Consider the following 26,388-nt stretch of genomic DNA (forward strand, 5'->3'; position numbering starts at 1 on the left):
TAATACTAAAGTAAGTCCATCAAATATATGTTTGCTGATACCTCCATCCTGCCAAAGCTGAAAAATGTTATTTCGGACAGATCTTAAGCTTTAATTTATCCCATTCCTGGCTAGTAACATTCTTACAAATATGCTTTTCACTGCTTTTTTTGCCAGTGACCTGTGTAATTTCCTTCAGGTTCATGATAGCACGCATCAAGCCCGCGGTCTCATTGAATATCTTTTTAGCTTCCTCACAGGTCAGGTTTTTTTCCCCAAGGCATTTTTCACATTCCTTCTCTTTTTCATAGAGCAGGCTGATGAACATATCAATACTCTTTAGGTCGTATTCGTCATGTTCGGACTTATTTACGATTTCCCAGACAACTTCATGCAGGTGTACATCATTTCCTTTAAGTTCGATAACACATGGTATCTGTTCTCCCACCCAAAAAAGATGTGAATGCAATCTTTTCATCAGGTTATTCCTTTCCCTTTCAGATAATTTCTTGTTTTCATTCATACTATTCCCCCGGAAATTTCCCTATTTCCTACTATTCATTATGCTTTCATCCAATTAAATTTATAGTTTCTCAGGTATTAGGTAGTACATAAATTATTGAAGGTGATGAAATTAAACCAATCATTCAGGTTGCTCTCGACCTCCTGGAAAGTGACAGATCTGTACAGATAGCCCGCGAATCCGTAGAAGGTGGTGCTGACTGGATCGAGGTAGGCACGCCTCTGATCAAAAGTGAGGGCATGGATGCTATCAGACATATCAGGGAAGCTTTCAGGGACAGGACCATCGTAGCTGATATGAAGATCGCTGACACGGGTGCAATGGAAGTGGAAATGGCTGCAAAGGCTGGCGCTAATATTGTCGTGATACTTGGTAGTGTGGACGATTCCACTGTCCTTGAATCTGTCAGGGCGGCAAAGAAATATGGTGTGAAGATAATGGCTGATCTGATCTCCTCCTCTTCCCCCGTGCCCCGCTCCAGGGAGTTGCAGGAGCTGGGTGTGGACTACATTAATGTGCATGCAGGGATCGACCAGCAGATGATGGGGCAGGATTCACTGTCTATAATGAAAGAGGTTGTCCGGGAAGTTTCCATTCCCGTTGCGGTAGCAGGTGGATTGGATGCAGAGTCATGCGCACAGGCAGTACTGGCTGGTGCCAGTATCGTGATAGTGGGTGGCAATATCACCCGTTCAGCAGATGTAGCTGGATCCGCAAGAGCTATTCGGAGCAGCGTGGATGCCCCCTCTCAAAAGGAAAGTCCTGATAAAAGCATGAATGAAGAGGTGCGTGAACTCCTGATGTCAGTTTCCACTCCCAACATATCGGATGCCATGCATCGCAAGGGTGCCATGCAGGATATCTTTTCCATGATGAAAGGAATGAAAATGGTTGGTACTGCCGTCACTGTCCAGACATTCAAAGGCGACTGGGCAAAAGCGGTCGAGGCCATTGATGTTGCTAAAAAAGGTGATGTTATTGTCATCTATAATGGTAGTAGACATGTGGCTCCGTGGGGAGGTCTTGCCACCTTGAGCTGTATCAACAAGGAAATATCCGGAGTTGTGATAGATGGCGCAGTAAGGGATATTGATGACATTTCCAAAATGGATCTGCCTGTATTTGCCACCTGCAACGTTCCCAATGCCGGGGAGCCAAAGGGTTTTGGCGAGATAAATGCCGAAATAGTCTGCGGTAACCAGACTGTGAAACCCGGGGACTATATAGTGGGCGATGACAATGGCGTTATCGTGGTTCCGCGGGAGCGCGCCTATGAGATAGCAAGGCGTGCGAAAGAAGTTGAAAAAACAGAACAGCGTCTCTTCGAGGAGATAAGGAGGGGCAAGACCTTGTCTGAGATCATGAAGTTGAAGAAATGGGAGAAGCACTGATATGATCGAAATACTCAAAGTGCTGGTATGCATGCCTTTTTTGCTTTATGCCTGCTATGCTGACATAAAGACCCGCAGGGTTGCTAACGAGACCTGGGTTGCTATGTTCGGTGTCGGCTATATTTTCATTGTCACTGATCTAATGAGCCTTGGCTTCCCTTATCTGATCAGGAATCTGTTATCCTTTGCTTTCATATTCATTTTTGTGTACGTACTTTTCCAGCTAGGTGCCTTCGGAGGCGCAGATGCCAAGGTGCTCATGGTAATATCCCTGATAGTCCCCACGTTCCCTGTCATAACTGCCTATGGTAACTCTTTCCCGCTCAATGGGGTTCCACCGATCGGGCTTTTCGCATTCAGTGTGTTCGGGAATTCTGTAATTCTCACAGTCATAGTGCCCATAGGTCTGGCTTTGTACAATCTGGTGCATAATCCTCTTGAATCGATTAGAAGACCGCTTTACATGTTGACTGGATATCTTACTCCTATCTCTAAACTTGAAAAAGGCCACTTTCGTATGATTGAATCCTATACTGAAACGGATAAAGGTGTGAAGTTCAGGTTTACGAGATTGGGCACAGAATTGAGCTCCAATGTTATTAACGAACTGAAAGGCTACTTGAATGAGGGCAAAGTGCAGGACAGGGTATGGATCACACCGGGTCTTCCCTTCATGATACCCATTACAGCCGGTTTTATAACCGCAGTTGTTTTTGGTGACCTTATATTCTACATCACCATGAAATTCATGATGATGTGATCTTATTTTTTGAATAAGCTTTAATATCCTTCAATAGATACTATTAATTGGAGGTGGGATTCTTGGACGAGAAAGTTCCGGAAAAGAAGGAAAAGAAAGAAGATGATGATGAGGGTGTGGCAAAGGTATCTCCTATCAGGCCGGGTGATTCCCGGGGACATGCTCGGAGACATCTGCTGGATACCTGTGAGTAAGGGTATGAAGCTTGTATGATCCTATCCTTTTCTTTTTTCGGAAAGGATCTTTGTCAGCAAAGAGCGTATTTCCTCTTCTGAAAACTCATCGTTAAGTTTTGATCTAGCCATTTTTACAATATCATTCTCAAGGTCTTCGATGGTCTTGAGTATGATTTCCTCTTTTTGGCTTTCACTTACTTTAATGGGTATTTTAGTGATCTTTATGCTAGTGGTTTTTTTCTCAGTAACTTTTGTTCTTGTTTTAGGGGGCAGTTTTTCCCGAGCCTCTGTGTCAGTTGATGCCTGGCTCTGCTCTTCGAAATAACCATTTATTTCCTTCAGGAAAATGTCTCCATACTTTTTCAGTTTGTACTCTCCAACTCCTGTGATCTGTAAGAGTGCTGCCTTGTCCCGGGGTCTTTTTGCAGCCATCTGCTTCAGGCTCGTATCTGCAAAGACAATATACGGTGGAACATCCTGCATCTCTGCCATTCTTTTTCGAAGTTCCTTGAGCTTCTGTAATAATTCCTCATCACTTCCGGATGATGATCTTCTCTTCTTAACGGCAGGTGTGGTCCTGCTTTTATTTGCGGAATAATTAGTATCTTCTTCGCAGATGCACTCGTCAGCAATATCAAAGTCCACATTTTTAGTGAGGAGGACTGTGCGCGCACCATTCATCACTTCCCTGCTGGACTTGTTGAGTTTCAGAAGTGGATATCTGGCTCCCTCAACTACAATCACTTTTTGATGAAGCATCTCCTGTGATATCTCCAGCCATCTGGCCTTTGGATATTTGTTACCGGAGCCGTAGGAATTTAGCAGGTTATGCTTTTTGTCCCTTATTTTCTTTGTATTAGCTCCAGTGAGTACATCAATAACATGGGTCATGCCAAATCTCTGCCCCAGCTCATCAATACATTCAATAATGGTCTTGGCATCCTCTGTGCCATCGGCAGTTTCCCTTGGTTGGATGCAGGCATCACATTTTCCGCAGTTATCTTCCTCAGTTTCCTCTCCGAAATAGCTGAGGAGCACCTTCCTCCTGCATGTGGTGCTTTCGCAATAACTAACCATCTCCCGAAGCTGCTTTAGGGCAATATCCCGCTCTTCCTTCTTGTTCTTCTGCTTGATGAAATACTCTATCTTGTACCTGTCTCCCCTGCTGAAGTAGAGTATGCATTCACATTCGAGTCCGTCACGCCCTCCTCTTCCCGTTTCCTGGTAGTAGCTTTCAAGGTTCTTTGGCAGGTCATAGTGTATAACAAAACGGACGTTGGGTTTGTCGATACCCATACCGAATGCAACGGTGGCTACGACAATGTCTACCTTGTCCTTAATGAACATCTCCTGATTCTTTGCTCGCTGGCTGTCGCTGAGGCCTGCATGGTATGGAAGTGCGTTAAATCCGTCCTTTCGCAGTTTCTTCGCTATACTATCAACGGACTTGCGGCTCTGGCAGTAGACTATCCCACTCTCGTCTTTATGCTTTTTCAGGTATCGCAATATCTGGTTATAGGCGTCAGTCTTTGGTTTTACCTGGTAGAGCAGGTTCTTACGGTCAAAGCTTGCAACATAGGTCTTGCACCCTTCCATCTTGAGCTGCTCAAGTGTGTCTTTGCGAACCTTTGGAGTTGCAGTTGCGGTGAGTGCTATAATGGGAACATCCGGAAACCTTCTTTTAAGGATGCTAAGCCTGCGATATTCCGGCCTGAAATCATGCCCCCATTCAGAAACACAGTGGCTCTCATCTATGGCAAAGAGGCCTACATTTATCTTCTTGAGCATCGAAAGAGTATGGGTCATGGTGAGTCTTTCGGGAGCCACATAGAGCATTTTGATACGGTTGCTTTCGATGTCCTGATATATCTTCTGGGATTGTGTGGGGCTTAATGTACTGTTCAGGTATGCAGCATCGACCCCATTTTCCTTCAGGCTGTCCACCTGGTCTTTCATCAGGGATATCAGGGGTGATACGACTACGGTAATCCCATCCATCAAAAGTGCCGGGATCTGATAGCAAATAGACTTTCCGCCGCCAGTTGGCATGAGCACGAAAGTGTCCTTCTTTTCCAGAACATCGTTTATTATATCTTCCTGAAGGGGGCGAAAAGAGGAATATCCAAAGTACTTTTGAAGTGTAGCGTGCATTTTGTACCCGTACGTTTTACCCGGAACTATGATGTTTGCCTATTTAAGAGTCTGGCAAGCGGGGTGTAAGTATTTTTCGTTATGCAGTACGCATTTATCCATTACTTATTTTCAGTTACAATTCTTCTCAGGCGAGCATTAATATGTACGGACTTCCATTTGAGAAATAAATCCTATTTTTGGAGTTCATATTCATGGTAAAAGTAGATAAGTTCATTCCCAAAGCAATCGAAAGGATACAACAGCAGGTTGATGGTAGAGCCATAATCGCACTCTCTGGTGGAGTGGACAGTTCTGTTTGTGCTGTTCTTGCTCACCGTGCTATCGGTGACAGGCTAACACCAATATACATCGATACCGGTCTTATGAGAAAAGGCGAGACCCAGAGGATCAAGGAGATATTCTCCGATATGAACCTTCAGGTAATTGACGCAAAGGATCGTTTCCTGTCTGCTCTTAAGGGTCTTGATGATCCGGAGGAGAAACGAAAGGCAGTCGGTGAGGCCTTTATTCGTGTATTCGAGGATGAAGCGAAGTTACTTGAGGCTGAATACCTGATACAGGGGACCATCTATCCTGACAGGATTGAGTCTGAAGGAGGGATCAAATCACATCACAATGTAGGAGGTCTTCCTTCAGTGATGGATTTCAAGGCAATTGTGGAGCCAATAGATGACCTCTATAAGGATGAGGTTCGTGAAGTTGGCAGGGCACTTGAGCTTCCACACGAGATATCTGAGAGAATGCCTTTCCCTGGTCCTGGTCTATCTGTCAGGATCGTGGGCGAGGTCACAGAAGAGTTGGTTGATGCCGTAAGAGAGGCAAATGCTATTGTGGAAGAGGAACTCGTAGAGCAGTTCAATCCATGGCAGACATTTGCAGCTATCGTTGGCAAAGGTACCGGTGTAAAAGGCGATGTAAGGGTACATGGCTGGATCGTTGCCGTAAGGGCCGTGGGTTCAAGGGATGGTATGACTGCAGAGGCAATGGAGCTTCCATGGGACGTACTCAGAAAGATAGAATCCAGGATCACCGCTGCAATTCCATCAGTTGCCAGAGTTGTTTATGACATCACTCCTAAACCACCAGCTACAATCGAGTTCGAATAAATGTCACTCAATAAAGTAGTCCTTGATATAAGGAACAAGCAGAGGATCAAACCCTCTTCACTGGATTATCCGTGTGCTGTATGGACAGGAGTTGACCTGCTGGATGGTCGGGAGATCGACACCCTTACTCTGATCTTCAAGACATCCGGATGCTGGTGGGGTAAGGCAGGCGGCTGCACCATGTGCGGTTACGTATATGACAGTGCTGCGACTCCTCCATCTGATGATGAATTGTTGTCTCAGTTCAAGAATGCCATGAAAAAGGCATCCGAATTCAATAATTTCATGGTCAAGATATTCACGTCAGGAAGTTTCCTTGATGAAAAGGAGATCCCTCTTGATGTCAGGCACAGTATCCTTTCTTCACTTGAGGATGATGAAAGGGTCTCCAAGGTGATTGTGGAAACCCGGCCTGAGTTCGTTACAAACGAGACAATGTCAGATTGCATGGCAGTCTTAAAGGAAACATCTTTTGAAATAGCCACAGGTCTTGAGACAAGCTCTGATCTTATCCGGAAAAACTCCATCAACAAGGGTTTTACATTCGATGATTTCAAAAAGGCATCAAAGGCTGCAAGGGATAATGCTGTAACAGTAAAGGCGTACCTCATGCTCAAACCTCCTTTCCTGACTGAAAAGGAAGCTTTGGAAGATATGGTGAACTCAGTTCTTGAGGCAGCACCGTACTCTGATATGTTCTCCATAAACCTGTGTAACATACAGAGCGGTACTTTTGTGGAGCGTCTCTGGGAGCGTGGGCAGTACAGGCCTCCATGGCTCTGGAGTATCATAGAGGTTATTAAAAGAGTGAAGGCAGAGAATCCTGATCTGATAATAACTTCCGACCCTGTGGGTGCAGGTTCCAAGCGCGGCCCTCGCAACTGCAGGGAATGCAGCAGGGATGTTGCGGATGCCATCAGGAGATTTTCAGTAACTCAGGATCTTTCCAGTTTTGATCATCTGAACTGTGAATGTAAGGATCTTTGGGAAAATGTGCTGGAATTGGATGAGCACACCTTTGGCTCAGCGATCCTTGATTAAAAAAATGTATGGGGATACTTTAATCCTCATCTTCTTCTTCATAGACCATTGTACCTATTCCTGTATCTGTGAAAAGCTCAAGGAGTATGGAATGGGATACACTGCCGTCTATTATGTGAACTTTATCAACACCACGTTGCACTGAGGCAGCGGCACTTCTCATCTTTGGGATCATCCCTCCGGATATCACTCTTGCATCGATGAGATGCTCAATATCTTCAAAGGTTACCCTGGATATACGTGATGTCTTGTCGCTGGGATTTTTAAGGAGTCCCGGTACATCTGTCATGAGGACAAGTTTTTTTGCCCTGAGGGCTACTGCAATGTCTCCGGCCACAGTATCCGCATTAATATTGAGTCCTTTTCCATTGGCGTCCATGGCAATTGGTGATATCACGGGGATATAGCCTTCCCTTGTAACGATGTTGATAAGGTCAGGATTGATAATTTCCGTGTCGCCTACCCATCCCAGGTCCACCATATGTTCCACATCTTCTATCATGACCTTCTGGGAAGGCTTCTTCTTGGCAAGTATCATCTTCCCGTCCTTTCCTGAGAGTCCGATACCCTTGCCTCCGTGCTTACCTATGAGTGCCACGATCTCTGTACTGATATTACCTACAAGCACCATGCGTGCGATCTCCAGTGTCTCATCATCGGTTATGCGCAGGCCACCGATAAACTCTGGTTCCTTGCCCATGCGCTGCATCTTTTCAGTGATTTCCGGCCCTCCTCCATGGACTATTACCGGATGTATTCCAACAAACCTGAGCAAGACAACATCCTGGATAATATCGTTCATAACTTGTGGGTTGACCATTGCATGTCCGCCCACTTTGATCACCATATATGAATCATAGAATTCCCTGATGTAAGGAAGTGCTTCTATAAGCACATTCTCTCGTTTAAGTGTCATATTATTACCCTTATCCGCCGGATGGCAGAAATACGCATATTGCTTCCGGCATTCTGAATATGCTAGGAATTAACCTTAAACGATTTAAAATTTGTTTTTAAAAAGAGTTAAAAGGAAAAAAGAACCCCTATATGGGCTCGATAAAAAGTAATTATATCTTGTCCAGCTTTTCGATACCTACTTTCTTGACGAAAGGCTTGTTGATCTTATCAGGCATCCAGTCTGGCTTGTTCTTTGGTGCATCGACCATAGCTTTCCAGCCCTTGAACACATGGATCTTCTTTGTTCCACGCTCGCGAAGCATTATATCTTCTGGCTTCTTGATAGTTCCTTTTCCTCTGTTCGCAACCTTCAAAGCAGCCTGTCTTGGCTGCTTTCCTGTAAAGACCCCATGCTCATTTCCTTTTTTGTCTCTTAACACAAAGTTTCTTGTTTCAGACATTATGTCACCTCGTAATCATTATGCGGATTACTTCTGCAACTGTATTTAGTATGTAAGGTATATATATTTTTCTTTTAATGTTGTCTTTTGTTCTTGGTTTGTAATTGTTGTCCTTTTAATATGAATTATGGTTTGATTTAGATAAAAATTGTTTATTATCTATACTGAATTTCGCAGATATTTTTAGCGCTAACATGAGCTTAAACAAATTAACTTGATTTATTCCGAAAAAAGGCTTTTCATGTAAAAAAAAGGAAAACAATACAGCCTATGCATGAAGAGTGCTGTCCATAATCATCAGGATTCATGTATAAGTGGCATGCTCAAAACATAACATTTACATGTAATGAATCCGTTTGACATTCATATTACTTGATATAGCTATGATTATTACATAGTTTCATTTTCAATTTGAGGTCATATAATGGAAGTCCCAGTTGTAAAATTGCCGGATATTCAGGCCAATAAGCCACAAATTCCGATCAATCTAAGCCGCGTAGGCGTCACTAACGTAAAGAAACTTGTTGAGGTAAAACGAAAAGACAAGCGTCCAATTGTCTTGATATCAACATTTGATATTTTCGTAGACCTACCTTCCCACCTCAAAGGTGCAAACCTTTCCAGGAATTTTGAAGCTGTTGATGAAGTGCTTGAAAAAGCTATCAATATGCCTGTTTATGAAATAGAACAGCTTTGCAGTGATGTTGCACAGAGTTTGTTGAAGCGTCACGAGTATGCAAGCCGCGCAGAAGTTATTCTGAAAAGCGAATATGTGGTAAAGAGGGAATCTCCATCCACCAAGATGGAGTGCCAGGAAGTAGTTGAGATATTTGCCGAAGCAATGGCCATGCGTGATGACGTTGAGAACATGGCTGTCAAGAAACTCATTGGCGCAGAGGTCATAGGAATGACAGCATGCCCATGCGCGCAGGAAATAATGAGAGATAACGCAAGAAAAGAGCTCGAAGCTCTTGGTATTGATAATGTCACCGTTGCGGAATTCCTTCACAGGGTCCCAATGGCAACACATAACCAGCGTGGACGCGGTATCATATCCATAGAAGTAGAAGGAAATGACTTCGTATCCCTGGAAAAGATCATCGAGATAATTGAGAACTCCATGAGCTCCAGCGTTGTTGAGCTTCTCAAGCGTTCCGATGAGGCCATGGTGGTCCAAAGGGCTCACCAGAATCCGAAGTTTGTGGAAGACTGTGTACGTACTATGGCTAAGAACATAGTTCTGGGTTTCACCCATCTTTCTGATATGGCAGTCGTCACTATCAAGCAGATAAATGAGGAAAGCATACACAGGCACAATGCTTTTGCCGAAAGAGTAGCAACCCTTGGTGAACTGCGAACTGAGATCGCACAGGAATAGACAGATATTTAACTCTGTCTTTTTCTATTATTGCATAATAGAATAATCGGGGAGTTAATAGTTTGGACGATCCACAGATCATTGAAGCTTTAGATATCAACGGGGATGCAATTGTTCCCGGGACAGTTCTCAGGTATATAAATACCGATACAGTAGGCAGGGCTGTTGATATAAAAGAAGAGGATGGCGGTATATGGGTTCTTTTAGATGCCACGGACTTGTATTACAATGTTGAGGTCCTTGTCATAACCGATCCGTCTGCTCTGAAAGAGAAGAAGGATGAAGAAAAATCAGATTTCAATGCCAGGGAATATGCCAAACGCTTTGAATCTGATGATCTCACTGACGACATTGGTCAGATTACAGGTGGCGGTTAATCCACCTGCATCCTGTTTTTAAATTAATTTAATTATATTATTTTTTCATTTTCTAGTAGTGTAAGTGAGCGGATCCACTCTCCTTTTGGTTCCCTTGAGGTTCCGACTACCAGTCTTTTGATGTCACCTACCGTTTCCACAACTCCGCTGGCCTCTATTGTCTCTCCTGCAAGGGCCTGTCCTGCATATGTGTGAGTATAGGATAACACATGGTCGATCTCATCGTGCTCTATCTCATACACGGAGGGATTATCAAAGGCAAGATCTGCATTTGTGACCTTTGCTTCAATTAGCATGGTTCCGATATCCTCTCCTCTTGGCCTTGGCTTATCTATCTGTTCCCAGTCCCTGACAAAAAGCAGATCGAAATATGTTCCTTCTACCATTCCTCGATTGCCCTTTCTCTTTTCATGGGCTATGAACTCTTCAAATGATATCTCAGGGATACGTTTGTTATATATCCTCTTCCACATTTCCTCATCAATGTCATCGATAGGGCCTTCTTCCGATTTAGCCTTCTTTATTGCATCCCTGGCGGTGAACCAGCTGTTGCCGCACACCACAAAATCAATATCTGATGTTTCATTTTGAAGTCCTGGGAGCAATGACCCTGTAACTCCCATCTTGTCCCGGGGCACTCCTGCCGCGTCAAGCACTTTTACAACGGTTGCCACCCTGCTGTCAGATTCGATCAAACCCTCAATAGCATCGTTTGGTTGCAATATCTTTTTAACCTGGTCTACGGGAACCACATGGACATCCTCAACCCATTCCGGACGTTTCTCTCGCATAAAATCAAAGGCAACATCAAAGTCGTATTTCTTGTAGCGCTTACCGTTGAGTTCCCTTTCTCCATTCTCATCCGGCACGTACCTCAATACACTCCTTATTCCATGTGGGTGAAAATAATCTGCAACTGCAAATATCCAGTCATCCTTGGTTACCAGGAAATCCCTTATCCTTGTTTTTATCATTTGTATCATCCGGGAATGTTACTATCTGTAATTGTGTAATGAAAAGTGCTTTTTTACATAGGAACAGTCTGATTTAACTTTTTTGTTTCAATCAAACGACATAAATATCACGGGCTATATGATTTAGTATGAATTACTTTCATACTTTTTCCGGGTGTGTGTATTGAATTCTCTCGATGAATGGATAAGGGCTATAAGGCGTGATTTCCATCGCAATCCTGAATTGAGCTTTGGGGAGCATCTGACCCAGGAAAAAATAATCAATATTTTAAATGAACTCGGTATCGAGTGCAGAAAAATTGCAGATACCGGTGTGATCGCTGATATACGTGGCAATGCTCCGGGTCACTGCATAGCTATTCGTGCCGATATGGATGCTCTTGCGGCAACCGAGCTTGTAACAGAACGCAATGTGGATTATGTCTCAGAAAATGCAGGTGTGATGCATGCATGCGGGCACGATGCACACATGGCGATAGTTCTCGGTCTGGCACGTTTGCTTCAGGAACAAAAGGATGATCTTTCAGGTATTGTACGGCTTATTTTCCAGCCAGCTGAAGAAGTCCCTCCAGGGGGTGCTATCAAAATAATCGAAGAAGGTGGTCTTAAGGGTGTGGACGCCATCCTTGGAATGCACATATTCGGGGATGTGGATGTTGGGCTTATCAATCTCTGCGAGGGGCCTTTTATGGCAAGCTCCAACCGCTTCACCATTCGTATCTTTGGGAAAGGGGGCCATCATTCAACACCCGCGTACTGCATAGACCCTATTCAGATATCTTCTGATTTCATTCGCTCTCTGCGTACTGAATTGCCTATGAGGGTAGATCCTGATAATTATGTTCTGGGTTTTGGCACCCTGAATTCCGGAGGGCAATTCAACCGCAGTCCTGATGAACTTGTAATGGTGGGCAGTTTCAGGACATTTGATGATGGGGACATTAGCACCATAGAGGCTGTAATGGGTGAAATTCTGGATTCTCTCATGCTGGGATATTCTAAGAAATGTTTTGATGGGCTCCCTTCATACGAGCTTGATATATTGCGGGGTTACCCGGTGCTTGTTAACGATCCTGTTTTCACGCGGGCTGTTTCAGACCTTCTGTGCAATCATTTTGATGACGTTGATGATGAGGCTAAACCTATATTCGGGGCAGAGGACTTTTCCTTTTATCTTCAGAAGGTTCCGGGCACCTACGCAGTCCTGGGGACGAAGAATCCGGCAAAAGGAATAGTTGAGGGCAATCACTCTAACAGTTTTGATGTTGATGAAGACATCCTGTTAAAAGGTACTCGCATGCTTTTCCTCCTGACTATTGATTTTCTTGAAGACCCCAGGCGGTATCTGAAATGATAATAAGGCCTTTCTCACGTGCGGACTCATCACAGGTACGGTCCATGGTGCTCGAAGTGCTCGAGGGCGAGGGCTTCCATTACGACCCGGTGAAGGATTCTGACCTTGAGGATATTGAAGGCTTCTATATTGAAAATGGCGGAGCTTTCTTTGTTGCTGTGGAGGGCAACACCGTTGTGGGTAGCTCTGCTCTGCGAAGAATTGGTGCAGATATATGCGAGATAAAAAGGATATATGTGCGCAAGGATCACAGGTGCAAGGGTATTGGGTCGGCTCTGCTGGCAAAGGCTCTTGATATTGCAAAGCAGCACTGCTTACTTGTCACACTAAAGACTGATGTATCTCTTGAAAATGCTATTAGTCTCTACCTGAAAAATGGTTTTATAATTGTGAAAGAGGAAAACAATACGGTCTATTTTGAAAAACAACTGTGTTAAATCTCTCTCATTAGCGCGGTCTCATCACAATCCGGGAATTTAGAACATTTCAGGCATGCGCTCCATACCTTATGCGGAAGCGTTTGTTTATCAACAATATGGAATCCCAGTTTCTCAAAGAAAGGAACTGCGTATGTAAGCGTGAATACATTTTTCACTCCCAGGTCCTTTGCATCTTCAAGGCATCTTTCCACCAGTTTTGAACCAATGCCCTGTTTTGCATATTCCGGTTTAACTGCCAGTGACATGACCTCTGCAAGCTCTTCCCAGCTAACCTGAAGGGCGCAACAGCCCACGAGCTCACTATCTAGTTCGCATACGTAGAAGCTACGTGTGCATTCATATAGCTCACTGAGAGAACGCGGCAGCATCATCTCTTGCTTGGCGTGATAATTGATAATCTCTCTGATTACAGGGATGTCGTTTACTGTAGCTTTCCTGATAATCAATTCGAAATCTCCTTAGTGGTATAATAGTAAAAAAAGCGAGCGTGAAGGGATTTGAACCCCCGGCTTGCAGCTTAGGAGGCTGCCGCCATATCCTGACTAGGCCACACGCTCACAATGTGTACTCTGGTAACATCATTCAGTATCTTAAACTTATTGGTAGAATGGTTATCCCAATCTTCTGCTGTCTCCTCATTCCCGTCACTTTTTCTTTGTTCTTATCCGAATATTCTGAATACAAACAGCAGATAATATATTGAAACCACTATCATGATGCTTCCTGTAATGACGTTAATCCTCTTCTTGTTATTGACAAGGAATCCTATCACGGATGCACTGGAAGCACCTGAGAGTAGTGAGAATGCCAGTAGTGGGGCTCCCAATCCAAGCCCGAAGAAAAGGAAGTTGAGCATGTTTGTAATGAAACTGGCTGCACCTGAGAGTGAGAGTGTGAAGAATGCTGCAATGAATGCGGGATTGCATGGTATGACTATGGCTCCGAAAAAGAATCCGTAGAGAAACGCATCAATGAAGGGATTGCTGGATGTGGGTGCTTTTCCCGTGGGCAGATATTTCCCAATGTCAATATCGAGAACAAGTATTACTCCTATCACGCCCAGAATGGCAAAAGCAACTGGTGACACTATCCCTATCACCTTTGTCAGGGATACCTTGAGTATGGTGGTAAATACCAGTCCCAGAAGAAGCATGAAGGTTATTACGCCTGCTGTAACGATAAATCCGAAAAGTATCAGAACCTTTCTGTTTTCCTCTCCTGTCTCTTGTGCTTTTGATATCTGGTTAGAGAGATATGCCAAGAATCCTGGATAAAGCGGCAAGACACATACAGCAGTCAATGGTGTAAGTAATCCCAAAATAAATGATTGGAGCACGTTTGCCAGAATACTCATTCAGAACCTCCCAATTCCTCAAGCATTATACTATAGGTATCTCTGTTCTTTACCTATAATATATTTCTGAATGATTCCAGTGTTTTCAATCCTGGTCTTCTTGCAGACTCTTGATCTTTTCAATGAAATCCTGATTATTTGTGGAATTCATGCTTATGCCAAGCATATCCGGTGTGAATCCAAGTGCCAGTCCAAGAAGCTGTGTATAGTGAAGTACCGGTATATTGTATTCGCTGCCCATGATCTCTTTGATCTCCTTCTGTCCGGCATCAAGCTGCATGTGGCAGAAGGGGCATGCATTTACTATACAATCAACACCTGCTTCTTCAATTCTTGATAGCTTGTGGTTTGCCATTTTCAGGGAATCCTCTTTCAGTGCAGAGCGCATTCCGCCTCCGGCACCGCAGCATTCCATCTTATCCGGGTAGTCTACGCTTGTGGCACCCACAGCTTCGACCAGCTCGTCAAAGAAACGAGGTCTTTCGATATCACCCAGGCCTCTGTCCCTTGATGGTTTCAGTAAATGACATCCGTAGTGGACCGCAATCCTGAGTTCCATGGGTTTTTCGACAGCGTTTCTGATCTTTTCCACGCCTTCGTCTTTGAAGAGGTATTCTATAATATGTCGGACCTCTATATTACCCCTGAACTCCTTTCCAATTTTTGACAGATGGGTATTTGTCTGCGCTCTGAGTTCGGGGTCTGTCTTAAGCTTATGATTTGCATCCGAAAGCGAACCGAAACATCCGTTACATATGGTAAGCATATCTCGCTGCATCTTTTCGGAAAGTACGATATTCCTGCTGGCAAGAGCAAGCCAGGTCGGCTCATCAAAGGACCTGAACACGCCAGGTGCGGGACAACACGAAGCTCCTTCGATGTCCGTAAAATCAATATCCAGTTTAGCCAGGCATAACCTTGTGGCAATCTCGATACCCGGGTATCTATTGGGTATCACGCAACCCAGAAAAAGTGATATTCCTGTCATGATGGTATTCCTTTGCTACTTTTTAGTTAGTTTTCAGTCACTGTTTCCAGCAGCTCATCAAAGCCACAGGACTCCAGGAGTGTCTTCACTTCTTCAAGTCCATCAGGATACTTGTGTACTGTTTCCGGTACTTCGTCAAGTCCAAGCTCTGTTCTTTTCTTCCTGTTATTATTATCAATTGGCACAGCATGCCCGTATTCAATAAGCAGTTCGCTGACCTTCCTGTGCTCTTTGAGCATTATGCCTTCGCGGACAGCTATTGTCCTTATCACAAGCACGGAGTCAACTATATCGATGTTCCTTGGGCAGCGCTCCTGGCAGTTGTAGCACGTTGTACACATCCATAGCTGTTCATCTCTGATGACATCAGTTGTTCTGGCTGCATTCCTGATTATCTTCCTTATATTGAGGCTGGTGTGCCTGCCGGAGGGGCAGCTCCCACTGCAAACGCCACATTGCATGCACTTGACAATATCTGCACAATTCTCTTTTAATTCATTCAAAAGTTCCTTTTCGCTGCGTGGCGCACTCAAGTTCATGGCTCCCTTTATTTTTTTAATGAATTGTATGATCCTTGTCAGGATTCAGGTATGTATGCTCTTGATATGCTATTTTTGGCAAGAATGATAAATCTTCCGACAATTTCATTGGAGCCGGTCACCGCATCTTAGGATGTGCGTTTCCTCTATTCCAGTGTTTGAAGTTTTTGTTTCGACATCTAATTTTGTTTTATAATTAATTGATGATGCTTGTTTCATTTTACTTATTCAATATATATTGCTGTTTTAAAAGTAACTTTTATTTACGGATTGGTCATTTCTTACTTGGGGGATTAAGATGACTCTTCAATATACATAATCTTTATATACTATGTAATAGGTAATGGGTTACTTACAACCCTGCGTACTTATAGGAGTAATCAAAATGGTAAAAGCAAATCCAGTAACAAAGGAAGACGTGTTACAGGCTATAGCCGAAAACGATGTCAAGTTTATAAGGACCCAATTCACCGACACTCTTGGTATGATCAAAAGCTGGGCTATCCCTGCTGAAGACCTCGAAGGGGCGTTTGAAGACGGTGTAATGTTTGACGGTTCATCAATTGAAGGATTCACCAGGATCGAAGAATCCGATATGTTCCTCATGCCTGACCCAACAACTTTCAGGCTACTTCCATGGAGACCAAAGGAAGGGGCAGTCGCTCGTATCATTGGTGATGTCGCTAAACCGGACGGCACTCCATTCGATGGTGACCCACGTTATGTGCTCAAGAGAGCAGTTGCTGAAGCAGAAAAAATGGGCTTCACAATGAACATTGGTCCCGAACTTGAGTTCTTCCTTTTCGAACTCGACGACAAAGGCCACCCAACCACAAATCTCACAGACAAGGGCGGATACTTTGATTTCGCACCACTGGATAAGGCTCAGGATGTAAGGAGAGCTATTGATTTCGCTCTTGAAGATATGGGCTTTAAGATTGAAGCTTCACACCACGAAGTTGCCCCATCACAGCATGAGATCAACTTTAGATTCGGTGATGTGTTAACCACATGTGACAATATTGTAACTTTCAAGTACGTTGTAAAGTCCATCGCATATCACATGGGATACTATGCAACCTTCATGCCAAAACCACTCTTTGGTGTAAATGGATCTGGTATGCACTCAAACCAGTCACTCATGTCTGATGGAAAGAATGCATTCTATGATGCAGAAACCCCGGATGGTCTCTCATCAACAGCAAAACATTATATTGCTGGTTTGTTGAAGCACGTACGTGACTTCGCAGCAATCACAAACCCAACTGTAAACTCATACAAGAGACTTGTTCCTGGCTATGAGGCACCTATTTACTGCACATGGTCTGCATCAAACCGCAGTTCCCTTATCAGGATCCCTGCATCAAGAGGTTTGGGTACAAGGGTGGAACTTAGATGCCCAGACCCGTCATGTAATCCATACCTTGCATTCGCAGCTCAGCTCCGTGCTGGTCTTGACGGTATCAAGAACGAGCTCGAAGCACCTGCATCAACCGATGTGAACATCTTTAAGCTCACTGAAGAAGACAGAATTGAAAGAGGTATTGATTCACTCCCAGGCAACCTCAAGGAAGCAATCGACTGCATGACTGACAGTGTATTTGTGAAAGAGGTACTTGGTAACCACGCATTTGAGAACTATCTCGAAGCAAAGAATTCTGAGTGGAATAACTACAAAGCTCAGGTTCACCAGTGGGAACTCGACACATATCTTAGCATATTGTAAGGGAATTTCCCTTACTCTATTAATTTACAATTTATAATTTATTATTAGTTTCCAAATTACAGCATTTATTTTAAAAACGCTGTGCAGCAACGAATAAGAATCATCTTTTAATTGGGGCCTATTCCTTTTTGGATTCTTGCATGGTTGAATCCTTTCAGGCTAAATAGTGTTTAACCCCGACAAATGAATAGGTATAGTGATCAAGATGTGCGGAATAATAGGCGTCATCGATCGGAACATGTCCCTCATGGATGGCTCCCGTATCAGGGAAGCTTTGAGTCTGATGGATGAAAGAGGAAGTGGAGAAGGAGCAGGATACGTAGCCTATGGCATATATCCTGACTATGCAGATTATTATGCTATCCACGTATTTTTTGATAATATGGTTGAACCAAAATCCAGTGTAGATGAAATTCTACAGAAATGGGGTACTATAGTTCACCAGGAAGAGATACCTACTTATGAGCAGGAAAGGCTTAAAAAAGAACATATTCCATGGAGATATTTCTTCAAGCCTGCTGCTGAACTGATGGTAGGAACAACAACCCCGGAAGATGATATTGTAAAACACATAGTGATGAAAGTTAACTCTGAGATCACTGGTGCATTGATATTCTCATCAGGGATGAATCTGGGTGTTTTCAAGGCATCCGGCTGGCCTGAGGATGTGGCCAACTTTTACAGAATAGAGGACTACAAGGGCTACATCTGGCTTGCACACAACCGTTACCCAACCAATACATCCGGATGGTGGGGAGGAGCGCATCCATTCAATCTTCTTGACTGGTCAGTGGTACACAATGGTGAGATCACCTCTTACGGTACCAACCGTCGCTATGTGGAAAGCCACGGCTACAACTGTACAATGCGGACTGATACTGAAGTTGTCGCTTATCTCTTTGACCTTCTGGGCAGGCAGCATGGCCTTCCTGAGGATATTGTTGTGGAAGCTATGGCGCCACGTTTCTGGGATGAGATCGATGCAATGCCGGAAAAAGAAGAAAAGTTCATGCGTACACTACGCCTGACCTATGGCCCTGCACTCATGAATGGCCCGTTCGCCATTGTGGTAGCTACTAAGAATGGTATCGTTGGCTTCACTGACAGGATCAAGCTCAGACCTTTAGTGATCGGTGAGAATGGCTCCCGTCTATACATATCAAGTGAAGAGGCAGCTATTCGAGTTATGGACCCTGATGTGAAGGAAATATACATGCCAAGGGCTGGAGAACCTGTTATCGGGAGGGTTGTGGAATGAGTCTTGGAAGTGTTCCTCTTAAGTATAAGATAAGCATCGACCGTGATCAGTGTATGGAGTGCATGCGCTGTGTAGACAATTGTTCATATGGTACTTACAGGATAGAGAACGATAAGATCATCATCGACTCCCGGAAGTGTACCGCATGTCATCGCTGTATTTCCATGTGTCCAAGAGATGCTATTTCCCTGCAGGAAAGACCGGTAGATTACCGCAGCCATCCTTTGTGGACCGTTGAGGCACGTGAGGATATAATAAACCAGGCTCGTACCGGAAAGATCGTCCTTGCAGGAATGGGCAATGCCCGCGACTATCCTATTATATTTGACAGACTTGTACTCGATGCATGTCAGGTCACAAATCCAAGTATAGATCCTCTTAGAGAGCCAATGGAGCTCCGCACGTACCTTGGTAAGAAGCCTTCAAAGCTTGAATTCACCAGGGATGATAAGGGTGACATCGAACTTAAAACAGAACTGGCTCCAAATCTCAAACTTGAAACGCCTATAATGATAGGTCACATGAGCTATGGTGCTATCAGTCTTAACGCACAGCTCAGTCTTGCAAAGGCAGTTGCAAAGACCGGAACCTTCATGGGCACTGGTGAGGGTGGAATGCATGAATCTATCTATCCTTATCAGGGCAGCACTATCGTGCAGATAGCATCCGGTAGATTTGGTGTGGATATCAATTATCTCGAGCGTGGAGCTGCAATAGAGATCAAGATAGGACAGGGTGCAAAGCCAGGGATCGGTGGCCACCTTCCAGGGGAGAAAGTTTGCTCCGATGTGTCCTGTACCCGTATGATACCATTGGGTTCAGACGCTATAAGTCCGGCTCCTCATCATGATATTTACAGTATAGAAGACCTTGCTCAGCTTGTGCGCAGTCTCAAGGAAGCTACCGAGTGGAAGAAACCTGTCTTTGTAAAGATCGCAGCGGTTCATAACGTTGCAGCCATTGCAGCAGGTATTGCCCGTTCATCTGCAGACGCAGTTGTTATTGACGGATTCCGCGGTGGTACAGGTGCAGCACCAAAGGTGTTCAGGGACAATGTAGGAATTCCTATTGAAGCCGCAATTGCGGCAGTGGATGAGAAACTCAACGATCAGGGAATCAGGAACCAGGTTTCTGTCATAGCCAGCGGTGGTATCCGTAACAGTGCGGACCTTGCAAAATCCATTGCACTTGGTGCTGATGCAGTTTACATCGGAACTGCTTCACTTATTGCTCTGGGTTGCAGAGTTTGTGGTAATTGCTACCGTGGATTGTGTCCATGGGGAATTGCTACCCAGCGTCCGGATCTTGTTGAACGTATCGACCCTGAAGTGGGTTCTGAACAGGTTGCAAACCTTATCCGTGGATGGACCCTTGAACTAAGCGAGCTCATGGGTGCTGCAGGTATCAATAGTATCGAGAGTCTGAGAGGCAACCGTGACCGTCTTCGTGGCTACATGCTAGACGAAGGCCTGATGGATGTACTCCAGGTAGATTCAGTGGGGGCCTGATAGCATGGAACCATTGATAATTGATGCAAAGGACATGCATTATACTCCATTGAACAAGATGATCCGTGAGGCTGTGGCTTCAGGAGTAAAGGAAATAGTTCTTAATAACGTCCGAGGGCAGCGTTTCATAGGAAACGGCCTGAGAGGTGATGTTAAGATCACTATAAATGGAGTTCCTGGCGGTGACCTCTGTATGTTCATGAGTGGACCTGAGTGTGTTGTTTATGGTAATGCAGACCATGCATCCGGAAACACCATGGATAACGGAACCCTGGTGATACATGGAAGTTCCGGTGATGCCGTAGCGCATAGTATGCGTGGCGGAAAGGTCTTCGTTCGTGACAATATTGGATACAGAGGCGGCATTCATATGAAAGAATATGATGGCAAGCGCCCCATACTTGCCGTGGGCGGCACATCCCATGCCTTCCTTGGTGAATACATGGCTGGTGGCCTTGTGCTCGTACTTGGTATTGGGCATGAGACTGCAATTCAGGACCGTGGTATAGGCAGCGGTATCCATGGCGGAGAGATAGTGATCCGCGGAGATCTCGATGAGAAACTGCTTGGTGTAGGTGCCAAGAAGGTCGAGTTCACAGAAAACGATCTGGAAAGACTGGCTCCTGTGATCAAAGAGTTCTGTGGAAAGTTCGACATCGATCCGACTCCGTTTTTGGACACTAACTATTCACGAATAATTCCTGCAAGCAGTAGACCATTTGCAGGTAAGTACACATGGGAGTGATCACAATGGGTAAAAATTATCTTGATCTTAAAGCAGAGGTCTGGGATACAGGAAAGTGTGCATCATGTGGTGCCTGTGTTGCTGTCTGTCCGGCTGATGCGATCTACTTTGAGACCGGTAAGGATTCTACCAGTCCACTTAACAATGGTTATTGTAAAGACGCAAACGATGGTGTACCATGTGGCGCATGCTACGAGGTATGTCCAAGGCTTGAGCAACTGCCTGCCGAACTTGTAGGTGACTATATAGATATAGTTTCAGCAAGGGCAGAGTTTGCGGTTCCAAAGAAGCAGAGTGGTGGTGCTGTATCCGCATTACTTGCAAACGCACTGGATGAAGGAATGATAGACGCTGTGGTCACGGTTGTCGCAGATCCATGGACCCTGAAACCATCATCATCCGTTATCACTTCCAGTGACGTACTGGTCCATCATGCAGGAAGCAGATACAACTGGTGGGTTCCACTGGTAGCTTCCCTCAAGGAGGCTGTGATCACTCGCAAGTTCGCCAACATTGCAGTTGTAGGTGTGCCATGTGTTGTGCAGGCTATTGAGCAGATGCGTGGGAGCGACCTTGATCTGATCAGGCCTTTCAAGAAGTACATACGCCTTGTAGTTGGTCTGTTCTGTACTGAAACATTTGATTACGAGAAGCTCGTGCAGGAAAAGCTTGTTGAAGAAAGACAGATGAACCCCCTGGACATAGTTAAATTCGATGTCACGGGTAAGCTGGAGATCACAATGAAAGACGGTTCTGTAGCCGTAATTCCACTTAAGGACATAGAGGACTGTGTACGTCCTGGTTGTCACATCTGTACTGATCTGACTGCATTGAACTCTGACATCTCGGCAGGTTCCATAGGAACTCCAGATGGATATACCACCATTATAATCCGCAATTCTGTGGGCAAACAGTTCTTCAACAGCGCTGTTGAGAACGGTAAGCTTGAACTCGGGGATGGGGTGGATATGGTGCCGATAGAGAAGCTATCCGCAAAGAAGCTCAAGAGGATGCCAGAAGAGTAATCAGATATCTAAAAAATCACATTTATGGATACGGTGCCACCACTTCCTCTATATTCCTAACCATGCACCGGCACCGTATCCGGTTTTTTTAGATCAAAGCGGTATTACACCGCGATGAATTGAATTTTATTTAGAAGCACAGGTAAATTTGTCTTCTAATCGATTGTTTAATCGTATATTACTATTTTGCACAAATTCAGCAGGTGATATGTTTTTCCTGTAGTTTAACGTATCAATTCCTTTTCCTCTGTCATTGAGAATGACGGAGTATGCATTGTAACCGAGCTTTTCGTAAAATCTCATGGCTGCCAGATTGCTTGACCATGTACAAAGGTAGATCCGCTTGATACCAATGCTGCAAAGCATCTTTTCGAGTTCTACGCACAAAAGTTTGCTGACCCCGTATTTGCGATAGGCAGGATGACTTGCAAGGAAGTTGATATAGCTATCTGCTTCACTTTTCCATTTATTCGTATAGCCTATAAGTCCTACAAATCCATTCAGTTTATCCGAAGGGTCAGGTATTTTTAGTTGCGCAAGCAGGTAGTTCGAGTTTTGCGTTGCGAGGGTACGCTTGACCCTCGCTGCAATACTCTCGCCTCTTTTGCTTAGAGGTGGATAAAATTCCTCATCCACCATCTCGATGAAATGGCGTACTTCATCGTAGTCTTCCTCTGTAGTTTCCCTGATGACAAGATCCTGTGTCATTTGTTTATATGGTGTTCAGGTAGCGTTTGATCTCCCACTCATGTACTTCTGTGCGGTAGGCATCCCATTCAGCTTTTGCAAGCCTGAAGATATTGTTATGTACATGATGCCCGAGCTTTTCCCTGAGCAGCTCATCCTTTTCTATATATTCAGCACTTTCATTGAGGGTGACGGGCAAAGTTTCAATACCCTTCTCCTTAAGCTGCTGTTCTGTAAGATCGAATATATTGTAATCCACCATATTTCCAGGTTCTTTCTTGTTCCTTATACCATCAAGTCCGGCGGCAAGTGTGGCTGCAAATGTCAGGTATGGGTTACAGGATGGGTCTGGACTGCGCAGTTCAACCCTTGTGCTTTTTCCGCGAGCAGAAGGTATGCGGATAAGGGAACTGCGATTAGCTCCTGACCAGGTAATGTAGACCGGTGCCTCATATCCTGGAATAAGTCTCTTGTAAGAATTGACAAGAGGGTTTGAGATACAGCATATGGCTTTGATGTGATCCAGTACACCGGCAATGAAATGCCTTGCAGTGTCACTGATCTCCATATCTCCTTCAGGGTCATAGAATGCATTCTCCCCATCCTTTGACAGTGAGATGTTTACGTGCATTCCTGATCCACAATCATTTGCAATTGGTTTTGGCATGAATGTGGCATGAAGTCCATGCAACTTGGCAATGGTCCTTGTAACATATTTGAATGTCATTACATTGTCCGCAGTGATCAGCGCATCCCCATATTTGAAGTCTATCTCATGCTGCCCGAATGCAACTTCGTGATGTGATGCCTCTATATCAAAATTGAGCTCCATCAGAGTGAGGACAATATCTCTCCTGATATCTTCTGTAAGGTCGGTGGGTGCAAACTCGAAGTACCTCCCATAGTCATGGGGTTTTGTAGTTGCATTTCCATCCTTCTTCTCGAACAGGAAAAACTCAAGTTCCGGTCCGACATTAAGTTCATAGCCCATTTCCCTGGCTTCAGCCATTATCTTCTTGAGCACATAACGTGGGTCGGCTTCGAAAGGCCTGCCATCCGGAAGGTGGATATCGCAGATCATCCTGGCAACAACACCCTTATCTTTGCCCCATGGAAGGATTGCAAAGGTTGCCAGATCAGGTTTCAGTACCATATCGGATTCATCTATCCTGACCATGCCTTCAATGGAAGATCCGTCAAATGAGATTCCTGTTGTTAGTGCTTTCTCTATCTGTGTGACCGGGATCTCGACATCTTTCACAACGCCCTGTATATCTGTGAACTGTAACCGGATGAATTTCACATTCTGAGTTTCAATAGCTTTGATAACATCTTCTTTGCTGTTGATTATCATTATTATATCGCCTGCTATACTTCCTCTATTCCAGCATAGTCCATGCAAAACCGTTCTGGATAATGTGCTATTGAAATTTCTGTAATTATAATTTATCGGTGAAAAGAGAAAAAGAAAGAATGAAAATAAAAGGAAATAATGGAAATAAAAAGAAATGATGAAAAGAAAAAGGGAAAGGAAAGAAAAAAAATGTATCAAAAGATCAGATGAATTTGATACTCGTATCCTTCATTTTGTTCCTTGCGGATACATTTATTAGTAGAGGTGTAAGTGCCTCAAGCATAGGTGCTGTTTCAAGCGGGCCAATATCAAGAGGTCGCATATTTGGGATATCTCTTATAAGGTCGAATATGACTTCTTTTGATAGCATGGAATTTCCGCAAACTCCTATGTCAAATTCCGGCTCAATTTCCAGGTTTGCCAGTTTCTTTGCAGGCACTGTGTGAAATGCTGCAACAAGATCGACATCTTCAGGCAACATTGCAGCAACATCCTGTGCGGCGCTTCCTGATTCCGGTCTTGAGAAACAGAAGTAATTGGTATTGAATTCTTCACTGTTAATTGGAACTGTTGTATGCTCTGAACCCTGTCTTATGTAGCACATGTTCTTTTCCATGGGCACTACCACACTGACAATGATCTGTTTGTCAAGAACGGGTTTTATGAGCTCCATCAAAGATTCGAGTTGGTTATACCTGATGGCAAGTATGACGACATCAGCATTCTCTGCTGCTGTTTTGTTGTCAGTACCTTCGATATGTGTCGGAAGACCGTGTTCTTTTAATATTCCACTGTATTCAGAAGCTGCAGCTTCTGCCTTCTCTGCACTTCTGGATCCGACTATAACATCATGTTTCTGTCCCCAGCGAAGTGCAAAGCCCCTTCCTATCTGACCTGTCCCTCCAAGTATTGCGATCTTCATGCCTATTCTCCATTTTACGCTTGCTAATTAGTGTTTTACTTAAGAAGTGACACCATTGGTACTATTAATAATGACCGGTAAGCACTATGTTAGTTAGTGTCATGGTATTTAAATAAATCTTTTTTGCTCTATAGATCCGTAATAGCCATAAAAAGAAAAGCCTCATATAAATCTTAGAAACAAGGTCCTAAAAATACAAAAACAGAAAAATAGGATACTTGATCCTATTTATTATTCATATGTAATTGCTGCTAATATGAACAAGAAACATACGTTTTCAGATGACCTCAATTTTCTTTCGCGCAAAAAGATTGCCTGAAGTGATCCCTCCCCATCTTTCCAGGGGCATTTTCTCTCATTTCTTCTCTAATATCTTTGAGCTCTTCAAGGTCTGATGCACCGTTGATATCTTCGATGATTTCTCTAATTTCAGCTATTCTTTCACTGAGAGTTTCTTCTGTAATTTCCTCATTTTCTATCTCATCGATGTTCTCTATCGTATTCTCCAGTCTTACGATCTTCATATCAGCATCATTTAGCATTCTTTCCTTTACAAATTTGAACTCCTCTTCCTCGGTCTCAAATTCAGGTCTTTCCATGCCAGCTTTGCCCATTGTTCCAGGAGCATTTTCTCTCATTGTTTCACAGGTATCTTTGAGCTCTTCAAGGTCTGATACACTGTTGATCTCTTCGATGAATGCTCTGATCTCAGCAATCTCTTCACTGAGAGTCTTTTCTGTAAATACTTCATTTTCTATCTCATCGATGTTCTCTATCGCATTTTCCAACCTTTCGATTCTCATTTCTGCACCACTCAACATCCTTTCCTTTACAAATTCGAACTCCTCTTCCTCGGTCTTAAACTCGGGTCTTTCCATGTCAGCTTTGTTCATTCCATATTCTGCTGCCATTTCATGTCTAGCTCCATGATCTTTTCTGTGTTCCAGTATATTTCCAATTCCTTCTTCGACTACATCTGTCTGCTCAGCAAGTGCACCGGATGGCATTATACTGAACACCATGAGTACAAGTGAAAGACCTGCCAGCACTTTCATTGTTTTAGATTTCATTTTCTATTCTCCATTATTTTTGCTTCACCAGATTGGTACTGGTACGACATTTTCCTGATTCGCTGGCTCAAATATAAGCATACTTAGCAAAAAAGCAATTATTAATGCTTTAAAAAAGAAATAAATGCTTAATTAAAGGTTTAATAACTTTTTAGACTACTTAATGAGTTTAAATTAGAAAATAAGTCTTTGAAATCAATA

The 26,388-nt window shown here is 43.9% G+C and carries 27 protein-coding genes and 1 tRNA gene; 14 read left to right on the forward strand and 14 right to left on the reverse strand.

Translation table 11 applies throughout. The annotated features are described in order from the left end of the window. Positions 1–67 precede the first annotated feature (67 nt). Positions 68–502 carry a DUF5788 family protein gene (locus tag V7O66_RS12440; RefSeq protein WP_406660625.1) on the reverse strand — a complete coding sequence of 145 codons (435 nt, stop codon included), beginning with the start codon at positions 500–502 and terminating at the stop codon, positions 68–70. A gap of 122 nt (positions 503–624) precedes the next feature. Between V7O66_RS12440 and hxlA the strand changes: the two genes are divergently transcribed. From hxlA to V7O66_RS12455, 3 genes are all read left to right on the forward strand, one after another. Further along, a complete protein-coding gene (hxlA, locus tag V7O66_RS12445; RefSeq protein ID WP_406662659.1) occupies positions 625–1,893 on the forward strand; it encodes a 3-hexulose-6-phosphate synthase in 1,269 nt (422 codons plus the stop codon). Position 1,894: 1 nt separating this feature from the next. Then, complete coding sequence (locus tag V7O66_RS12450) at positions 1,895–2,653, forward strand: A24 family peptidase C-terminal domain-containing protein (protein ID WP_406660626.1); 759 nt, start codon at positions 1,895–1,897, stop codon at positions 2,651–2,653. Between the two features lie 62 nt (positions 2,654–2,715). Next, positions 2,716–2,847 carry a hypothetical protein gene (locus V7O66_RS12455; protein ID WP_406660627.1) on the forward strand — a complete coding sequence of 44 codons (132 nt, stop codon included), beginning with the start codon at positions 2,716–2,718 and terminating at the stop codon, positions 2,845–2,847. Between the two features lie 21 nt (positions 2,848–2,868). Here V7O66_RS12455 and recQ read toward each other — a convergent pair whose 3' ends face one another. Continuing rightward, complete coding sequence (recQ, locus tag V7O66_RS12460) at positions 2,869–4,980, reverse strand: DNA helicase RecQ (protein ID WP_406660628.1); 2,112 nt, start codon at positions 4,978–4,980, stop codon at positions 2,869–2,871. Between the two features lie 194 nt (positions 4,981–5,174). Between recQ and guaA the strand changes: the two genes are divergently transcribed. After that, complete coding sequence (gene guaA, locus V7O66_RS12465) at positions 5,175–6,089, forward strand: glutamine-hydrolyzing GMP synthase (protein ID WP_406660630.1); 915 nt, start codon at positions 5,175–5,177, stop codon at positions 6,087–6,089. Beyond that, positions 6,090–7,130: an archaeosine biosynthesis radical SAM protein RaSEA gene (locus V7O66_RS12470; protein WP_406660631.1), complete on the forward strand. Its 1,041-nt coding sequence runs from the start codon at positions 6,090–6,092 to the stop codon at positions 7,128–7,130. Between the two features lie 19 nt (positions 7,131–7,149). On the opposite strand, the gene argB is transcribed toward V7O66_RS12470, so the two are convergent. Further along, entirely contained in the window at positions 7,150–8,046 is an 897-nt protein-coding gene (argB, locus tag V7O66_RS12475) for an acetylglutamate kinase (RefSeq protein WP_406660632.1), read from the reverse strand. A gap of 151 nt (positions 8,047–8,197) precedes the next feature. Further along, positions 8,198–8,488 carry a non-histone chromosomal MC1 family protein gene (locus tag V7O66_RS12480; RefSeq protein WP_406660633.1) on the reverse strand — a complete coding sequence of 97 codons (291 nt, stop codon included), beginning with the start codon at positions 8,486–8,488 and terminating at the stop codon, positions 8,198–8,200. 424 nt (positions 8,489–8,912) lie between these two features. Here V7O66_RS12480 and mptA point away from each other — a divergent pair, with 424 nt between their 5' ends. Both mptA and V7O66_RS12490 read left to right on the forward strand, forming a co-directional pair. Beyond that, on the forward strand, positions 8,913–9,866 hold the full coding sequence (gene mptA, locus V7O66_RS12485; protein WP_406660634.1) for a GTP cyclohydrolase MptA: 954 nt from the start codon (positions 8,913–8,915) through the stop codon (positions 9,864–9,866). Positions 9,867–9,928: 62 nt separating this feature from the next. Next, complete coding sequence (locus V7O66_RS12490; protein WP_406660635.1) at positions 9,929–10,243, forward strand: DUF2098 domain-containing protein; 315 nt, start codon at positions 9,929–9,931, stop codon at positions 10,241–10,243. A 32-nt stretch (positions 10,244–10,275) separates the two neighbouring features. On the opposite strand, the gene V7O66_RS12495 is transcribed toward V7O66_RS12490, so the two are convergent. Beyond that, positions 10,276–11,217: a nucleotidyltransferase domain-containing protein gene (locus V7O66_RS12495; protein ID WP_406660636.1), complete on the reverse strand. Its 942-nt coding sequence runs from the start codon at positions 11,215–11,217 to the stop codon at positions 10,276–10,278. 163 nt (positions 11,218–11,380) lie between these two features. Between V7O66_RS12495 and V7O66_RS12500 the strand changes: the two genes are divergently transcribed. Next, entirely contained in the window at positions 11,381–12,571 is a 1,191-nt protein-coding gene (locus V7O66_RS12500) for a M20 family metallopeptidase (protein ID WP_406660637.1), read from the forward strand. Beyond that, on the forward strand, positions 12,568–13,008 hold the full coding sequence (locus tag V7O66_RS12505; RefSeq protein WP_406660638.1) for a GNAT family N-acetyltransferase: 441 nt from the start codon (positions 12,568–12,570) through the stop codon (positions 13,006–13,008). Before V7O66_RS12500 ends, V7O66_RS12505 begins: the two co-directional genes overlap by 4 nt. Here the strand turns inward: V7O66_RS12505 and V7O66_RS12510 are convergent. From V7O66_RS12510 to hdrC, 5 genes are all read right to left on the reverse strand, one after another. Further along, positions 13,005–13,457 carry an N-acetyltransferase gene (locus V7O66_RS12510; RefSeq protein ID WP_406660639.1) on the reverse strand — a complete coding sequence of 151 codons (453 nt, stop codon included), beginning with the start codon at positions 13,455–13,457 and terminating at the stop codon, positions 13,005–13,007. The genes V7O66_RS12505 and V7O66_RS12510 overlap by 4 nt on opposite strands. Before the next feature lie 36 nt (positions 13,458–13,493). Next, a tRNA-Arg gene (locus tag V7O66_RS12515) sits at positions 13,494–13,568 on the reverse strand. Between the two features lie 104 nt (positions 13,569–13,672). Continuing rightward, on the reverse strand, positions 13,673–14,365 hold the full coding sequence (locus V7O66_RS12520) for a cytochrome c biogenesis CcdA family protein (protein WP_406660640.1): 693 nt from the start codon (positions 14,363–14,365) through the stop codon (positions 13,673–13,675). 85 nt (positions 14,366–14,450) lie between these two features. Beyond that, complete coding sequence (gene hdrB, locus V7O66_RS12525; protein WP_406660642.1) at positions 14,451–15,353, reverse strand: CoB--CoM heterodisulfide reductase subunit B; 903 nt, start codon at positions 15,351–15,353, stop codon at positions 14,451–14,453. A 26-nt stretch (positions 15,354–15,379) separates the two neighbouring features. After that, positions 15,380–15,814, reverse strand: coding sequence for a CoB--CoM heterodisulfide reductase subunit C (gene hdrC / locus V7O66_RS12530; protein WP_406662661.1), 435 nt, complete (start codon positions 15,812–15,814; stop codon positions 15,380–15,382). A 463-nt stretch (positions 15,815–16,277) separates the two neighbouring features. Between hdrC and glnA (V7O66_RS12535) the strand changes: the two genes are divergently transcribed. The 5 genes from glnA (V7O66_RS12535) (at position 16,278) to V7O66_RS12555 (ending at position 22,154) form a co-directional block, all read left to right on the forward strand. Beyond that, a complete protein-coding gene (gene glnA, locus V7O66_RS12535) occupies positions 16,278–17,618 on the forward strand; it encodes a type I glutamate--ammonia ligase (RefSeq protein WP_406660643.1) in 1,341 nt (446 codons plus the stop codon). A gap of 205 nt (positions 17,619–17,823) precedes the next feature. Further along, positions 17,824–18,876, forward strand: coding sequence for a glutamine amidotransferase family protein (locus V7O66_RS12540; protein WP_406662663.1), 1,053 nt, complete (start codon positions 17,824–17,826; stop codon positions 18,874–18,876). Further along, complete coding sequence (locus V7O66_RS12545; protein ID WP_406660644.1) at positions 18,873–20,384, forward strand: glutamate synthase-related protein; 1,512 nt, start codon at positions 18,873–18,875, stop codon at positions 20,382–20,384. The genes V7O66_RS12540 and V7O66_RS12545 overlap by 4 nt, the downstream gene beginning before the upstream one ends. Positions 20,385–20,388: 4 nt before the next feature. Continuing rightward, positions 20,389–21,129 carry a hypothetical protein gene (locus V7O66_RS12550; protein WP_406660645.1) on the forward strand — a complete coding sequence of 247 codons (741 nt, stop codon included), beginning with the start codon at positions 20,389–20,391 and terminating at the stop codon, positions 21,127–21,129. After that, complete coding sequence (locus V7O66_RS12555; protein WP_406660646.1) at positions 21,120–22,154, forward strand: Coenzyme F420 hydrogenase/dehydrogenase, beta subunit C-terminal domain; 1,035 nt, start codon at positions 21,120–21,122, stop codon at positions 22,152–22,154. The genes V7O66_RS12550 and V7O66_RS12555 overlap by 10 nt, the downstream gene beginning before the upstream one ends. 126 nt (positions 22,155–22,280) lie before the next feature. Here the strand turns inward: V7O66_RS12555 and V7O66_RS12560 are convergent, their stop codons facing one another. The 4 genes from V7O66_RS12560 to V7O66_RS12575 all read right to left on the reverse strand — a co-directional run bounded on the left by V7O66_RS12560 (position 22,281) and on the right by V7O66_RS12575 (position 26,187). Then, positions 22,281–22,862 carry a GNAT family N-acetyltransferase gene (locus V7O66_RS12560; protein ID WP_406660647.1) on the reverse strand — a complete coding sequence of 194 codons (582 nt, stop codon included), beginning with the start codon at positions 22,860–22,862 and terminating at the stop codon, positions 22,281–22,283. A gap of 4 nt (positions 22,863–22,866) precedes the next feature. Further along, on the reverse strand, positions 22,867–24,195 hold the full coding sequence (glnA, locus tag V7O66_RS12565; protein WP_406660648.1) for a type I glutamate--ammonia ligase: 1,329 nt from the start codon (positions 24,193–24,195) through the stop codon (positions 22,867–22,869). Positions 24,196–24,397: 202 nt separating this feature from the next. Next, positions 24,398–25,117: an NAD(P)-binding domain-containing protein gene (locus V7O66_RS12570; RefSeq protein ID WP_406660649.1), complete on the reverse strand. Its 720-nt coding sequence runs from the start codon at positions 25,115–25,117 to the stop codon at positions 24,398–24,400. A gap of 287 nt (positions 25,118–25,404) precedes the next feature. Further along, positions 25,405–26,187, reverse strand: a complete 783-nt coding sequence (locus V7O66_RS12575) for a hypothetical protein (protein ID WP_406660650.1) — start codon at positions 26,185–26,187, stop codon at positions 25,405–25,407. Positions 26,188–26,388 lie beyond the last annotated feature (201 nt).

The sequence above is a fragment of the Methanolobus sp. ZRKC3 genome, assembly GCF_045291275.1.
Lineage (GTDB): Archaea > Halobacteriota > Methanosarcinia > Methanosarcinales > Methanosarcinaceae > Methanolobus.